This is a genomic window from Pseudodesulfovibrio senegalensis, assembly GCF_008830225.1.
GTDB classification, from domain to species: Bacteria; Desulfobacterota; Desulfovibrionia; order Desulfovibrionales; family Desulfovibrionaceae; genus Pseudodesulfovibrio; species Pseudodesulfovibrio senegalensis.
On the sequence record NZ_WAIE01000002.1, the window covers coordinates 173,462 to 189,122 of the forward strand.

A 15,661-nucleotide genomic window follows, 5' to 3' on the forward strand; every position below is an offset into this window, starting at 1 on the left:
CACGAACCGGGAGGCCTTCGGGCCTCCTTTCGGTTTTTATGGCAAAAAACGAAATCGCACCCGTCGAAGAATTGCAGCAGAGGTTTGCGCTTCTGCTGCGTCCGTTGGGCTGGCTCAACGCGCAGGTCATGCGCATGCGCGCGCGCCTGTACGAGCGCGGCGTGCTCAGGCAGTGGGAAGCGCCGGTGCCCACGGTTTCGCTGGGCAATGTGAGCTGGGGCGGAACCGGCAAGACCCCCATGACCTCCTGGTTCATGAAGTGGGCGGCCAACCGGGGCATGGAGGCCGCAGTGCTTACCCGCGGCTATGGCGCGCGCCCCCATTCCGTGCCGCTGCGCGTGCAGCCCGGCAATCTTGTGGAAGAAGCCGGGGACGAACCGCTGATGCTGGCCAAGGAGCACCCGGACGCCCATGTTGTGGTGGACCCGGTGCGCACGCGGGGCGGCAAGTGGCTTTTTGAGCATTACAGCCCCGGAATAGTACTGCTGGATGACGGCATGCAGCATATGGCCGTAAAACGCCATGCGGACATTATTTTCCTGCGTCCCTCGGACATTGCGCAGAATTGGAACCGGGTCATCCCGGCCGGTTCGTGGCGTGAGGATGAGTCCGCACTCAGGCGTGCGGATTGTTTCATGATCAAGGCCTCGCCCGATTATTTCAAGAAGATCAACAGTCACGTACGCAAGCGCCTTGGCAACCTGAATCGTCCGGTCTTCAGTTTTTCCCTTTCGCCCAAAGGCTTTACCCAGGTGCTGACCGGCAAGTTCGAAAAGGACTTTTTCGGCGAGCCGTTCCTGCTGGTTTCCGGGGTGGGCAATCCCGCACAGGTGCAACGCGCTGCCCGGCGATATTTCAACTACAAGCCCGTGGACCACATGGTCTACCGGGATCACCATTCCTATTGCAAGGCGGACGTGCTGGATATTTTGACTACAGCCAAGCGCAGGGGGGCACGGTATGTTTTGTGCACCCAGAAGGACGCCGTGAAGCTCGGTCCCATGTGCACCGAGGATTTCTGGGCCTTCAGCCTGCGGGTGGATTTCGGGCCGTCCTGCTTTGCCCAGGGCTCGTCGTTCGGCGTGTGGTGGAACAGGCGTTGGAAGACTCTGAATCGGGAATACGATTTCGGTGCCCCGTCCGGAGCGGGTGCAGACGATGCAGCAACACGGGAAACCGTCGAGGAGCATGATGGCCGCGAAAAAGACTAGAAAGAAACGTCCCGCAAACGGTTCATCCCTGAACAAGAGTGTTGTGTTGCGGCTTTTCAAGGAGCAGCGCAAGCCATTGTCCCGTGCCGAAGTGGTGCGGCGGCTGCACCTGAGCAAGAAGCATAAGCCCGAGATCAGGAAGATTCTCAAGGAACTGGTCCGTGACGGCGAACTGATTCGCATCCGGCGGGCCTACGGCCTTGCCGGGGCCATGCATCTGGTCTCAGGCCGTCTTGAGATGACGCGCTCGGGCGTCGGGTTCGTGATTCCCGACGACATTCGACGCAAGGATATTTTCATCGCCAAGAAGGACCTGAACGGTGCGTGGAATGGCGATCGGGTTTCCTGCGCCGTGGTGCGCGAAGGGCGCGGCGGACGCAATCACGAAGGCCGCATCGTGCGCGTGCTGGAGCGGGGGCGTGAACTGCTGCCGGTCAAGGTCTTCAAGGACCTTGGCGATGGGGATTGGGCGGCCCGGCCCACGGACCCGCTGCTGGATTTCGGGGTCATTGCCACGGCGCCGGGCGATATGGATTTGCAGCGCGGCGATATTGCGCTTTGCGAGCCGGGTGAACAGCTTGATCCGCTCATGTGGGAAGGGGAGTTGGTGGAACGGCTGGGGCCGGAGACCGATGTGCGCGTGCAGGAGGCCTTGGTCAAATCCAACCATTCCATTCGCGTGCGCTTTCCGAGTGATGCCCTGGCCGAGGCCGAGCGTCTGCCCGAACAACCCGCCGAAGACGATTTCTCCGGACGCGAGGACCTGCGTTCCCTGCCGTTCGTGACCATTGATGGCTCCACGGCCAAGGATTTCGACGATGCCGTCTATGTGGAGCGCAGCGGCAAGGGCTATCGGCTTTGGGTGGCCATTGCGGACGTGGCCCATTATGTGCGCGAAGGTTCCGCACTGGACCGCGAAGCCCTTGAGCGCGGCAATTCCTATTATTTCCCCCTGTCCGTGGAACCCATGTTCCCGGAACGTTTGTCCAACGGGCTGTGCAGCCTGAACCCGGACGTGCCGCGCCTGACCATGGCCGTGTGCATGGAGCTTTCCGCCAAGGGCGTGGTCAAATCCGCGCGCATGTGCAACGCTGTCATCCGCAGCCATGCACGGCTGACCTACGGCCAGATTCGGGACGCCGTGCTGGAGCGCGACAAGACCGCGCGTGCGGCTCTCAGTCCGCAGCTTCTGCCCATGCTGGACCTGTGCGAGGAACTGGCCCGCAAGATCAAGGCGATCCGCTCCGACAGGGGCAGCCTTGATTTCGAACTGCCCGAACCGCGCGCCGATGTTTCCGATGACGGGCATATCCGCGGGTTCGGTGCCACGCAGCGGCATTTCGGGCACCAGATCATCGAGGAATTCATGATCGCGGCCAACGAAGCCGTGGCCCGTTTCCTGGTGGAAGAAGGACTTCCCTGCCTGTTTCGCGTGCATCCCGAGGCCAGCGAGGAAAAGCTGGAAAACCTGTTCCGCTTCCTGAGCCTGACCGACCCGGACATGGCCCGCCCCAAGGAAATTTCGCCCAAGACCCTGCAGCAGCTCATCGACCGCGTATCGGGAACGCCCAAGGAATTCGTGGTCAACCGGCTGTTGTTGCGCTCCATGAAGCAGGCCAAGTATTCGCCGGTCAACGAGGGGCATTTCGGACTGGCTTCGGAGTGTTACTGCCATTTCACCTCGCCCATCCGTCGTTATGCGGACCTTGTGGTGCACCGGCTGGCCAAGATTGCCATCGGCGGCAAAGGCGCCATCCCCGGCGGCAAGTTGCTGCTCAAGATCGCGGGCAACCTTTCTTCCCGGGAACGCGCCGGCATGGACGCGGAACGGGAAATCTACCGCAGGCTCATGCTTCTTTTCATGAAGGACAAGGAAGGGCAGCGTTTTTCGGCCGTGGTTTCCCAGATCATGGACTTTGGCTTCCGTGTGGAACTTCCAGAGCACATGGCCGAGGGGATTATCCGGCTTTCAACACTGGACGATGATTATTACACCTATTGGCGGCATCGTGAAATGCTTGTGGGCGAACGTACCGGCAAGGCTTTCACCATCGGCCAGCAGGTGGACGTGGTTCTCGAATACGCAGACCTTGAACGACTTGAACTCAACTTCGAACTGGCCCCCGGGCAATCCTCGCACGACTACAAGGAAATGATCGCATGACAGTTGTGTCAACCGAAGGACGATTGTTTGTTGACACAAATGTTTTGTTGTGATTAACTTCCTCCCAGCTATTGAATCAACAAGGCAGCACGTATGAGCACTATCGGTTTTGACGGTTTTTTCGAGCGCATTTGCTCGGCAACGGATCTGTCCACACAGTCGGATCTGTCCCGCGCACTCGGCGTGGGCAGGGCTGCGGTTTCATTGGCCAAGAAAAAGAACAGCGTGCCGCCGCGCTGGGTGCTGGACCTTGCCGCCATGTATGAAATCAACCCCCTGTGGCTTGAGACAGGACGCGGCGAGGCACGGCAATCCTCCATGACGGATTATCGCGAGGAGGATGGCGTTTATTTCGAGCAGGTGCCCAAGGTGCGCGCCCGTCTTTGCGCGGGCGGCGGTTCCTTTGAGACCGGAGGGCAGGTGGAAGAATACCTGTCATTCCGATCGGATTGGATTCATGCTCGTGGCAATCCGCGCAATATGGTCGTCATGGAAGTGGTGGGCAACAGCATGGAGCCCGAACTCAAGGAAGGCGACGACGTGCTTGTGGATCAGGCAGACAGCAATGTCCTTTCCGGGGGCATTTACGCAGTGGGCGTCGAGGATACCGTCATGGTCAAGCGTGTTGAGCGTCTGCCCGGCACATTGGTGCTGCGTAGCGACAATACGGATTATTCCCCGATTCATCTTTCGGGCGACGAGTTGGACACCGTGCGTGTTATCGGCCGGGTTCTGTGGGTCGGGCGTGAATATCGTTGAATTAGTTTCGTCTGTATGGGTGGAGGCTGTTGCCTTCATCCTTTTTTTTGCATTGAGTGTTTATTTTATGTTGACATTGTTTTCTTCGTTGTTTATTAATTACTCACATTCGGTTGGGAAAAGTTTGTTTTTAATCGATACAAGGAGATACGGTCATGCAGGAACGTTTTTGCTCGTGTGGTAACAAGGTCTTGGTGCATTACGGAGTGGTCAAGTCTTCCTGGCGGCCCATGTTCTCGGTTGCCGACAAGCGTTCCACGCTGATTCGTGTTTGCCCCTGCTGCGGCAAGCCCCTTGATATTGATTCCCTCCGATAGTTTTTCTCTCCATCCCTGTTTTGCGTCCCGCCTGCTGGTTCCCAGCGGGCGGGCGCTTTTTTTCCACAGCTGAGTCGCGGTTTTGTCTCGATTGCCCTCTGATTTGTAGCTAAATCAAAAAAAAGAAGATTCAGTGAAACGGGCAGGGGATAAGCTGCGTATTTCGCTTCCTTTTTTTGTTGTATAACGGGCTGTTATCTTTGTCTAAAAAGTGTTAAGAGATATTTGCATTTTGTGACCAAATCAGACTTGGGGAGTAGTGAGAAGTCTGTAACTATTCGATATCCCGGCGTTCTGCGTTTGGAATTATAATTGTAGGAATGATAGTAGGTCATTAATCGACCCTGCTGGTGCCGTTTGATTGGGCTGTTCGATTTTATGCCTGTTCGCCATTTTTAACTAGTTATGTCCTCCCCAAAGTGTTTGCGGAGGTGGTTTTACCCAAGGATGTCTTGAGTGAGTTCTGACAGTAAGGCAAATTCGACCGAAGAATTGTTGCAAATCATTCGAGGGAATGACGAATCGACATCCGTTCCCGGTCCACCGGCCGCCTCGGGCAACGGCGGTTCTGCCCCGACCCCTTCGGGCAAGTCGAAATCGGGTGGCGGCTTGTTTTCTTTCAACAAACGGGTCGTGCTTGGTGTCGAGGTAGGCAACGAGGCTATCGATCTGGTTCGTGTATCGTCGACCGACACCCGTTTTCGCGGAGCAGGCGTAAGGCGGATACCCATTCCGACCGGAATACGTCCGGGTAGTGACGAATTTGTGGCCCTGCTCGGAGATTCCATCACCAGCATCTGCGGCCGCGGTGCCCTGCCCGAGATTTGGACGACCATTCGCACACCGGATGTGGACGTCGGACCGGTGCTCATCCCCAGAGTATCCTCTTCCAAGGTTTCGGATACGGTCTACTGGACCATCAAAAAAGAAAAAAAGTTTGATGAAAAAAACTATGTCTTCGACATTCGCCCATGGGGTGTTGTCAAGGACGAAGGGGTCAACAAGCTTGAGGTCCTGACAGCCATGGGGCGGCGCGACCGGGTGGCTGAACTGGATGATTGGTTTCGTCGGGCCGGGTTTCGGCTGGCCGGTGTAACCACCATCTCTGCTGCCATGCAGAATTTTTACGCCCGGGGATTGGCACCTGAAACGGACGGCCTCGCAGGGCTGATTCACGTTTCCAACGAATTTTCGGCCATTGCCATTTTCGAGGGCTCACGACTCATGTTCAGCAGGACCATCAAATCCGGCGTGGACAGCATGGCCGAAACCCTGCAGCAGCGTCTCACCTCAAACGGTGGCGGCCTGACGACCAACCTTGACGAGGTCAGAACGGTTTTGCTGGACCGTTTTGAGGGACGCCCTGCCAATGAGGAAGCCTTTGGCGCCGGACTCCCCGATGAAGAACTTTTTGACATCATCACCCCGGCCCTGTTGCGCCTTGCCCGTCAGGCAGACCGGACGCTTGAGTATTATTTCAACAATTTCAAGCAACGTTGCAGCGTGCTGCATCTGAGCGGTGAACTGTTCTCCAGCGATCGTGTTTGCGAATACATGGCCGCACAACTGGGCCTTCCCGCAGTTCCGGTGCGGGTTCTGCCCGAGAGCGCACGGTTGGGCGAAGACGTTCGCGAAGGACGGCTTGCCTTCAATGCTGCGGCCGCGTTGGCCATGTCCGAAAGCGGGCAGACCATCAACCTGCTCGTGAACCATGAGCAACGGGCCAAGATCCGTTTCTGGCAGCGAATCAACGACGCGGTGTCTGTGGCGGGGCTGGTGTTGGCGCTGATCGTGGGAGGGCTGTTCGGCTGGCAGAAGATCGATGAAAACGCAAAAAAGGCGGAACTGGACAAGCTGAATGTGCGGTATGCGCAGATCGATCCCAAGGTGACTAGAAAAGACCTTTCGACCATTGCAGCTTCAATAGTCAAGGATCATGGAAGGTTGCGTCAGCTGAGCGAGCAATACGAAGCGTTGGCCGTGCTTGCGGAATTGGCACGCTACACGCCTCCCGGCATCCGTTTTCTGAATATCAGCATTGACCAGCAAGTGATGTCCGAAGCCCAGGCAGAGGGTGTTGTGACCAAGAGCAGCGCTGCTCCTGTCGGTGTCGTCGTGCTTGACGGGGTTGTCCTTTTGTCCGGCGAAGACTACAACACGACCTTGTCCCGCTTTTTGATCAAACTGGAATCATCTCCAATTTTCGAAAAATACCAAATTTTGTCCAGTGAAGTTACCGAATTGAGCCCCGAAGGGGAGGTGCTTCACTTCATTTTGCATGTGAGCCTTGTATGAAGCGTATCGGTTATTCAGGTTTTCGTAACGAGCGGGCGGCAAAGCTGGGCCTCAAGTGCCTGGCCATAGCGGTCCTGTTTCTGATGGGGCTGGGTGGATTGGTCTACCCGGTCTATTCCAACGTGCAGGAACTGGAGGGCGGCATAGCGGCCATGAAGTCCAAGCTGGCAGAGCAGGATGTGTATCTGCCGTATTATGCCAAGCTGCAGGCTTTGCAGAAGAACGTGCCTTCCCTGAGCCTTCCCCTTGTCAAAAAGGCTCCTCTTGAGCGCAACCAGGCGTTTGGAGTTGTTGAAGAAGTGGAGCGAATTGCTCATGGGGCCGGAATGGACACCCTGGATATCGGGGTGGATCAGGGAGCGCTGCGAGCCGGTCTGGAAACCACCGTGCTGACCGGTGTTTTCAGTGGGCACAAAGAGAGTTTTTACGATTTTTACGTGGCTGTGGAATCCTTGCCCTATGTGCGCAAGGTGAAGAAGGTGGAGCTTCGTGCCGTCCCGGGCGGCGTGGAGGTGTTCCTTGAGCTCGCGATATTGATACAGCGGTAGATGGACAGGTAGGCACAATGGCGATTTCGGCTGACTCCAGACAAAAACTGCTGCTTGCGTTTCTTGCGCTGGTTGCCGGGTATGCTGCGTTCGATTATTTCTATTTGCAGTCCCCATCCGGTTCCGGCGCCGGGGCAATGAACAATACCCGGGCAGCTTATGAAAAGAATGTGGCGGACATTATGACCCAGGTGGGTAAAAAGGCATTGAATCCCGTCGATTTGCATAAGGTGAACATGGTCGGGGACAAGCTCGCCAACATACCCTTGTACGAATCGGATGCGCCGTTTTACCTGGCCGGTCGACAGAGCGAATCCTTTTCCACACAGGTTGAGGGTGTCGAGGTTGTCTATTCCGGGTATGTGGAGCTGGGCGGCGTACGTCTTGCCTTGCTCAACGGCGTTGAATACGCTGAAGGCGATGAATTTGTCATAGAAGGTTACAGGGTTACGCAGATTGCGGACCAATATGTCATTCTTGTGCGGGCGGCCGAAAATGGACTGCCCGGAGCCCGGGTCAAGGTACCCATGGCCGAAACCGAGGAACAGCAGCTTACCGTCAGGGTGGTGGAATAATATGAGAGCAAAGGGCTTGATAATCGGGTTGGCGGCGTTGCTGATGGTGTGCGCCGCACTTGCCGGGTGCAAGAAGAACGAAGTGGAAAAACCCGACGAAATGGAAAAATGGCGCATCATGGCCGAACAGTCCATGGGACACTCCCCTGAGCCGCGTAGCGACCTCACGGAAAAGGATGTGGAACGCCTGACCGTGGACAAGCCGGAGTTCCTGGTGGAACGCGAGCGCCGCAATGCCCGGGCTCTGCCGAAGTTCAACGTCTCGTTGCGCATGCACAACGCCAACCTCATTTCCGTCATTCAGGCCCTGGCCCGTGCGGCCGGCCAGAGTATCGTGGTCAGTCCCAATGTGCAGGGAACCGTGAATATCAATATCGTGGACATGCCGTGGGATCAGGTTTTCCGTGGGGTTCTCAGCTCCAACAGGCTTTCCTACTCATGGGAGGGCGACATTATCCGCGTGCTGACCAGCGAAGATCTTGAGAGCGATCTTCAGTTCGAGGTCTTGCGCAAGAAGCGACAGTTCGAGCGGTTGGAGCTGGAAAAATTGGAACCGCTGAGCACCGCAGTGGTCAAGGTCAAGTATTCCGATGCCGAAAGTCTCAAGGGCAGCCTGGAGAAGTTCCTTTCCACGGAAGGCAAGGAGTCCTTGGGTTCCATCGAGGTGGATACGCATACCAACTCTTTGATCATACAGGCTATTTCTTCGGACTTGAAAAAGCTCATCAAGCTTGTTTCACGGCTGGACAGCCCGCGCAAGCAGGTTCGCCTCAAGGCCTTCATCGTTGAAGCGACCTCGGATACGGCCCGTGCCCTTGGAGTGCAGTGGGGCGGCGATTATCAGGGTCGTGTTGCAGACGGCAACAATATTTTCGTGGTTCCCGGCGGAACCGACGGACAGGACGGCGGAGACGGAACATGGACCTATACCCCGAACCTGAACGAGAACGAGGGCGGCATTTCCGGTCAGGGGTATGCGTTCAACTTTCTGCCTGACTCCGACATTTATCCCAGTTCCGGCAACGGCATGTCCCTGGGGTTGATGTTCGGCAAGCTTGGCGGAAATATTCTGGAAATGCAGCTCCATGCGTTGGAAAAGGAAAGCTTGGTCAAGATTATTTCCAGTCCGTCCATCACCACCATGGACAACCAGAGAGCGTATACTGAAAGCGGTGACCGCGTTCCCTATCAGTCCACATCCGGCGACGACGGCACCACCATCGAGTTCGAGGACGCGGTGCTGCGTCTCGAAATCACTCCGCATATCATTGACGACCAGTATCTCAAATTGCAGGTGCTGATCAAAAAGGATTCCGTGGGAACGTCCAAGGTGGGCGAAAACCCCGTCATTTCCAAGAAGACCACGGAGACGACGCTCATCACGCGCGATGGGGAAACGGTCGTCATTTCGGGTTTGAACAAGGACAGCTCCAGCAACGCCCACGAGGGCGTACCGTACCTCAAGGACGTTCCCGGGCTTGGCTGGGCCTTCGGCTCCAAGAGCCGCAGCGGTGGGCTGGAGGAATTTCTCATCTTCATCACGCCGCAGGTACTCGATGTCTGGAAGCCGGGTGAACGCCAGAAGAGCATGGAAGAAATCGAGCAGGAACTGCAGGACATATGGGAACAGAAAAAGGCTGAGGCCGAAGCTGGAGAAGAGGTCAACCCCTTGGATCCGGTCAACCCTGCCACGCCCAACGTGGATGAGGTCGAACAGCAGTAGCGCCCGCGCGCTGCGAGGTGAATCATGAAGTATTACCGCAAACTCGGTTTTGTACGGGAGCCGTTTTCCAACTCCCCGGACCCGATGTTTCTGTATGATTCGCCCCAGCACCTCTTCTGTTTGCAGCAGTTGGAGATTTCCGCACGGCTCAAGCGGGGGCTGAACGTCATCATCGGCGACATCGGAACGGGCAAAACCACCCTGTGCCGCCGGTTCGTGGCCGATCTGGACGAAAGCGGCATTGACGTGCAGATGATTCTGGATCCGTCGTTCAAGACCGCCAAGGAATTCCTGCTGGTTTTGTATTCCATGCTGACCGGCAGGAATGCGGACCGTTCCATCTCGCCCTGGGAACTCAAGGAGCTGGTCAAGAAGCGTCTGTTCAGGCGCGGGGTGCGAGAAAACGTGCTCACGGTGCTGGCCATTGACGAGGGCCAGAAGTTGAGTCCTCGCTGCCTTGAGGTGCTGCGCGAGTTGCTCAATTACGAGACCAACGCGGAAAAACTGGTGCAGATCGTGATTTTTGCCCAGTCCGAACTGGAACCCGTGATGCAGCGCATGCCCAACTTCGTGGATCGCATCAATTTTTTCTGCCGCCTGACTCCCATGACCCTGCGCGAAACTTCGGCCATGATACGCCACAGGTTGAACGTGGCCTCCCCGGGCATGAAGGCCCCCGCCAGTCTTTTTTCCGCCGGGGCATGTTATCGGATATACAAGGCCAGCCGTGGATACCCGCGCCGCATTGTCCGGCTTTGCCACAAGGTGGTTCTGGGCCTGATCATCGCTGATCGCAAGCGGGCGACATACGGATTTGTCTCAGACTGCATTCGCGAGGAGCAGGGCAGAAAACCCCTGCGGTTCGGGTTGGTACCTGCCGTGGCCGGGCTTGCGTTGCTGGGAGTGTTGGCGATGTTTCTTCCGGGTGCCAACGTGGGCGGTTTTGTGGAGCGGGTCATGGGCGAAGCGCAGGTTTCTGACAAAAGCGTGCTGCGCAGGGCCGTGGGCGATTTGGCGGAAATCGAGATTCCCACAAGGACGGCCAATGCTTCCGCTGCCCCTGACCGACCGCAGGTCAGGCCGGATTTGCCTGTTTCAAAGCACAACGCAAACGACATGGATCGTCCTCATGAACTGGGCACGGTGCGCATTTCGTTCAGCGAGAGCCTCTCGACCATGATCAAGGATATCTACGGCGTGTTCAACCAGACCAACCTCGCAGCCGTGGCAGCGGCCAATCCCGGCATTGCCGACATCAATGCGGTGGAAGTGGGAACTTCGGTGCGTTTCCCGGTCATAGAGTCGCAATCCTCCCCGCAGAACAAGGAACTGGAGCAACGGCTCGTCTGGGTGGAGATGGCCTCGGCAGCCACTCTTCCGGATGCGTTCGCGGCTTTGCGCCGTCTTGAATATTTCAATCATCCCGCACGGATTCTGCCCACGTGGTCCGCAGCCGGTGGCCTTTCCTTTTCCGTTGTCGGCGAAATGCCCCACGCATCGGAAAAAGACGCCCAGGCGGCATTGGATGATTTGCCGATTCCATTGCGCAAGCGGGCGCATCTTTTGATTTTTCACGGCAATGGCCGTGAATTTCTCGGCCAGTTGAGCCGCGCCGCTCGCCGGTTGGCACTGCAAGGGCAGAGCCGGTGACGGAAATAATAACAACGGTTCAGGGGGAACAGTCTTGAAAAGAGAACGCAAGCGGCTGGGCGACCTGCTCATTGAGGCGGGGGTCATCAGCAACGATCAGCTCATGAAGGCGCTTGAAGCGCAGGAAAAGTCCGGCCTCAAGCTTGGCCAGTATCTGATCCGTTCCGGACTGATCAAGGAATCGCAGCTTATCGACATTCTCAGCCGTCAGTTGCTCATCGACAAATACTCTCCGGAAAAATATCCCTATGAAGAGGGCATCGACGTGCTCATATCGGAGAAACTCGCGCAACAGCAACGTCTGGTGCCGCTTTCCAAACGCGGTCATCTTCTGGTGGTGGGCATGACCGACCCCATGGATATCAATGCGCTGGATACCGTTGAAATTGCAACCAATCTTGAAGTTGAGCCGGTCATTTGCACGGAAAACGATTTCGACATGCTTTTCAGCTCCATCTACGGGCGCGGCGTACTGCCGAGCGGCGTGTTCGATGAATATTCCGAAGAAGATGATTCCGAACCGGTCATCACCGAGGAAGATCAGGATATTTCCTTGGATTCCCTGCAGGAAATGGCTGATCAGGCACCTGTTATCCGCATGGTCAACTCGATCCTGACCCAAGGCGTGCGCGAGAAAGCCAGTGATATTCACATCAGCCCGGAAAAGGATTCGGTCAACGTGCGTTTTCGTGTGGACGGCAAATTGCGCAATGTGCCGTCTCCGCCCAAGAACAGTTTTCTGCCGCTGGTTTCGCGCCTCAAGATCATGTCCAACATGGACATTGCAGTGAGCAAGGTGCCGCAGGATGGCCGTTTTTCCTTCAACACCCTCGGCCGGGAATTCAACGTCCGCGTCAGTTCCCTGCCCACCATCTATGGCGAAAATATCGTACTCAGGCTGCTGGACCGCAATGCCCACGGCCTGACCCTTGACGAACTGGGCCTTTCGGACATTGATCTGGAAAAAGTCAAGCAGGCCATCAACCAGCCCTACGGCATGATTCTTTCTGCCGGCCCCACGGGCAGCGGCAAGAGCACCACGTTGTATTCGATCCTGCGCAATATCCGGCAGGACGACATCAACATCATCACCCTGGAGGACCCGGTGGAATACCGGCTGGACAGGGTGCGGCAGGTGCAGCTCAACACCCGTGCGGGCATGACGTTTGCCTCGGGGCTGCGCTCCATACTTCGTCAGGACCCGGACGTGGTGCTGGTCGGGGAAATTCGTGATTCCGAAACCGCGCACATTGCCGTGCAGGCCGCTCTCACGGGGCACCGCGTGCTTTCCACCCTGCATACCAACGATGCGGCCGGTGCCGTGACCCGTCTGGTGGAGATGGGGCTGGAACCGTTCCTTGTGTCCTCGGTCTTGCTGGTGGCTATCAGCCAGCGTCTTGTGCGCCGCAACTGCCCGCATTGCCTTGAAGAGTATGAACCGCATCCGGCTCTTGTGAAATCCTTCGGGTTGGACAACCTCAAGGAAAAGGTCGTTTTCAAACGGGGAGCGGGTTGTCGCCAGTGCCATCAGACCGGTTTTGCCGGGCGTGTGGCCCTGTTTGAAATTCTGTTGGTGGATGAAAACATACAGGACATGATTCTCAAGGGCGCCACTTCGGTGGAAATCACCCGAGCTGCGGTCAAGGCCAAACTCATGCGCACCCTGAAGAACGATGCGGCGCGCAAGGCAGTGGCCGGAATAACCACCCTTGAAGAAGTGGCAACGGCCATCATGCTGTAGGCAGGAATCAATGGCGCATTTCAAATATACCGCAATCACGGCCACGGGAACCAAGGCCAAGGGGATCGTGGAGGCTGACAGCTCGGCAGCGGCCGAGGCCATTGTGGCCGACCGGGGGCTTATCCCCACGTCGGTGCGCAAATCCAGGGCCAAGACGGAAAATGCATCGTCACTGGGCGCCTTCTTCAACAAGGTCAAGCCTCAGGACATCATCCTTTTCACCAAGCAGTTCAGGACATTGCTCGGCGCAGGCGTGCCTGTTACCCGGGCACTGGAAATCCTTGAAGCCCAGACCGAGAACAAGAAACTCAAGACCTGCATCATCGAGATAGGGCAGGAAATCCGGCAGGGATCGCCGTTGCACAAGGCCTTTCGCAAGCGAACGGACATTTTTTCCGAGCTGTACTGCAACATGCTTCAGGCAGGAGAAATATCCGGTACGCTCATGGAGGTTCTGGAACGGCTGATCTACATCGTGGAGCATGAGAACAAGGTCACCAAGGACATCAAGTCCGCGCTGACCTATCCCATCATCGTCATGGTGGCTCTGGCCATCTGTTTTGTTGTGCTCATCGTGTTCGTGCTGCCCACCTTCATCAATCTGTTCGAGCAGCAGAATATCGAACTGCCGTGGCCCACACGGATATGCATCATGGTCAACCGGCTGTTGGTGGACTATTGGCCCATCATCGTTGGCGGCATGATCGGCGGCGGCATTGCCCTGTACTATTATTTCAAAAGCGCCAAGGGGCGGCTGATGCGCGACAGGCTTCTGCTCAAGCTGCCCATTCTGGGCATGGTTTTCCAGAAGGCGGCCATGGCGCGTTTCGGAAGCATTTTTTCCATTCTCCAGTCCAGCGGCGTCACCGTGCTGGACACTATGGATATTGTTTCCAAAACCATCGGCAATGCGGCTATTTCCAGGGAGTTCGACAAGATACGCACACAGCTGGAGCAGGGGCGCGGTATATCCGAACCGTTGCGCAAGGCGCGTTACTTCACACCCATGGTCATTTCCATGATAGCAGTGGGCGAGGAATCCGGACGAATTGAAGAGATGATGCGCGAAGCAGCGCAGCATTACGATTACGAGGTGGAATACGCCGTGTCGCGCATGTCCGAACTGATCGGCCCCATCCTCACTGCCGGGCTGGCCGTGGTGGTCGGCTTTTTCGCGCTGGCTATCTTTTTGCCGCTTACCGAACTCATGCAAAATGCCATGTCCGCCATGTAGGACGTGCAGGCAGGTTTCATGCAACGGGAATACCGCGTCAAGATATACCTTCTCATTCCGGTCATTTTTACCGGATTGTCACTCATCGCCCTGATCGGAGCGTATGAGATCACCGACTATGTTCGCAGGGCAGGGCAGGAACCTTTCCGTTTTGTTGTATACTGGGCGCTGATCATCATCTCCCTGTGCGGGGCAGTGAGCATACTGGTGGCCCGGCGCATCATGCGGCCGCTGGAGCGATTCATTGACCGTGTCGAGCGCAACAGCATATTCCGGGCCTCGCGAACCCGCGGGCAAACGCAGGCCCAACCCGAACAACCTGAGGCGCAACGCCCTGCCGACGAGTTCAGCCGCATGACACAGGTGTTCGATCACCTGTCTGAAATTCTTGATGTAATCGAGGCTCGGGAACTGTTTCCCTCCATCGTGGGCCAGAGTCCGGCCATGCGCGCGGTCATGGCCCAGGTGAAGAGCGTGGCACAATCCGATGCCACGGTTCTGCTGCTCGGCGAATCCGGTGTGGGGAAGGACCTTGTGGCCCGTACCATGCACGACATGAGCCCGCGGCGGGACCATCCCATGGTCAGCCTCAATTGCGCCGCCATTCCCGAGGGGTTGCTGGAAAGTGAGTTGTTCGGCCATGAAAGGGGTGCATTTACCGGCGCACACGAACGTCGGTTGGGCAAATTCGAATTGGCGGACAAGGGGACGCTGTTTCTGGACGAGATAGGCGACATGCCGCTGTCCACCCAGGCAAAGCTGCTACGGGTTCTTCAGGATAAAACGTTTGAACGAGTCGGCGGAAACCGGCCCATACGCACCGACATCCGCATTATCGCGGCCACCAATCAGGACTTGTCCGAACGTATCAGGGATCAACGTTTTCGTGAGGATCTCTATTACCGCATCAATGTCGTGCGGATTCCCATCCCGCCCATGCGCGAGCGGCACGGGGACGTGGTTTTGCTGGCCCATCATTTCCTTGCGCTGCATGGACAGGAATATTCCATCGATGACAAGGCATTGAACGCATTGAGCCTGTATGCGTGGCCGGGCAATGTCCGCGAATTGGCCAATGTCATGGAACGGGCCGCAATTTTGTGTGACGGGGTGGTGAAAATGGAGCACCTTCCCCCGGAGCTGCTGAATCTGCAGCAGAGCGGCAGCAAGGACGGAGCCGAACTTCTGCCTGCGGACGAGCGCCACGGCGCACAGGCCACGGACAATCCCCTTGCCGACGCCCTGCCGTTCAGCGATTCCCTGGATGAGCATCTGGCCCGAGTGGAAAAGGACATGATCCGTCGTGCGTTGAAACAGACAGGCGGGGTTCAGGTGCGTGCCGCCGAGCTTCTGGGCATCAAGGACAGAAGTATGTGGCACCGGGTGAAAAAACATGGCATTGTGGTAGGGAAAATGGAAAACGCCAAAAAATGATGCCCGATCT

The 15,661-nt window shown here is 56.9% G+C and carries 12 protein-coding genes; all 12 read left to right on the plus strand.

What is annotated here, in order from left to right; genetic code table 11:
- The first annotated feature begins 38 nt into the window (after nucleotides 1–38).
- The 12 genes from lpxK to F8A88_RS07090 all read left to right on the plus strand — a co-directional run bounded on the left by lpxK (nucleotide 39) and on the right by F8A88_RS07090 (nucleotide 15,651).
- Entirely contained in the window at nucleotides 39–1,211 is a 1,173-nt protein-coding gene (gene lpxK / locus F8A88_RS07040; RefSeq protein ID WP_151150427.1) for a tetraacyldisaccharide 4'-kinase, read from the plus strand.
- Nucleotides 1,189–3,375, plus strand: a complete 2,187-nt coding sequence (gene rnr, locus F8A88_RS07045) for a ribonuclease R (RefSeq protein WP_338325285.1) — start codon at nucleotides 1,189–1,191, stop codon at nucleotides 3,373–3,375. The genes lpxK and rnr overlap by 23 nt, the downstream gene beginning before the upstream one ends.
- 93 nt (nucleotides 3,376–3,468) lie before the next feature.
- Nucleotides 3,469–4,134 carry a LexA family transcriptional regulator gene (locus F8A88_RS07050; RefSeq protein ID WP_151150428.1) on the plus strand — a complete coding sequence of 222 codons (666 nt, stop codon included), beginning with the start codon at nucleotides 3,469–3,471 and terminating at the stop codon, nucleotides 4,132–4,134.
- Between the two features lie 155 nt (nucleotides 4,135–4,289).
- Complete coding sequence (locus tag F8A88_RS15870) at nucleotides 4,290–4,451, plus strand: hypothetical protein (protein WP_170283780.1); 162 nt, start codon at nucleotides 4,290–4,292, stop codon at nucleotides 4,449–4,451.
- Between the two features lie 609 nt (nucleotides 4,452–5,060).
- On the plus strand, nucleotides 5,061–6,746 hold the full coding sequence (locus F8A88_RS07055; RefSeq protein WP_151150429.1) for a type IV pilus biogenesis protein PilM: 1,686 nt from the start codon (nucleotides 5,061–5,063) through the stop codon (nucleotides 6,744–6,746).
- Entirely contained in the window at nucleotides 6,743–7,294 is a 552-nt protein-coding gene (locus F8A88_RS07060; RefSeq protein ID WP_151150430.1) for a hypothetical protein, read from the plus strand. The genes F8A88_RS07055 and F8A88_RS07060 overlap by 4 nt, the downstream gene beginning before the upstream one ends.
- 17 nt (nucleotides 7,295–7,311) lie before the next feature.
- Nucleotides 7,312–7,869 carry a hypothetical protein gene (locus F8A88_RS07065; RefSeq protein ID WP_151150431.1) on the plus strand — a complete coding sequence of 186 codons (558 nt, stop codon included), beginning with the start codon at nucleotides 7,312–7,314 and terminating at the stop codon, nucleotides 7,867–7,869.
- 1 nt (nucleotide 7,870) lies between these two features.
- The gene (pilQ, locus tag F8A88_RS07070; protein WP_161598354.1) at nucleotides 7,871–9,592 is read left to right on the plus strand and encodes a type IV pilus secretin PilQ; all 1,722 of its coding nucleotides are present in this window, start codon (nucleotides 7,871–7,873) and stop codon (nucleotides 9,590–9,592) included.
- A 24-nt stretch (nucleotides 9,593–9,616) separates the two neighbouring features.
- Nucleotides 9,617–11,242 (plus strand): ExeA family protein, encoded by a 1,626-nt coding sequence (locus F8A88_RS07075; protein ID WP_151150433.1) that lies wholly within the window; start codon nucleotides 9,617–9,619, stop codon nucleotides 11,240–11,242.
- A 34-nt stretch (nucleotides 11,243–11,276) separates the two neighbouring features.
- Nucleotides 11,277–12,983: a GspE/PulE family protein gene (locus F8A88_RS07080; RefSeq protein ID WP_241667381.1), complete on the plus strand. Its 1,707-nt coding sequence runs from the start codon at nucleotides 11,277–11,279 to the stop codon at nucleotides 12,981–12,983.
- 10 nt (nucleotides 12,984–12,993) lie between these two features.
- Nucleotides 12,994–14,217, plus strand: a complete 1,224-nt coding sequence (locus F8A88_RS07085) for a type II secretion system F family protein (protein WP_151150434.1) — start codon at nucleotides 12,994–12,996, stop codon at nucleotides 14,215–14,217.
- Nucleotides 14,218–14,235: 18 nt separating this feature from the next.
- Entirely contained in the window at nucleotides 14,236–15,651 is a 1,416-nt protein-coding gene (locus F8A88_RS07090) for a sigma-54 interaction domain-containing protein (protein ID WP_151150435.1), read from the plus strand.
- The last annotated feature ends 10 nt before the right edge of the window (nucleotides 15,652–15,661 follow it).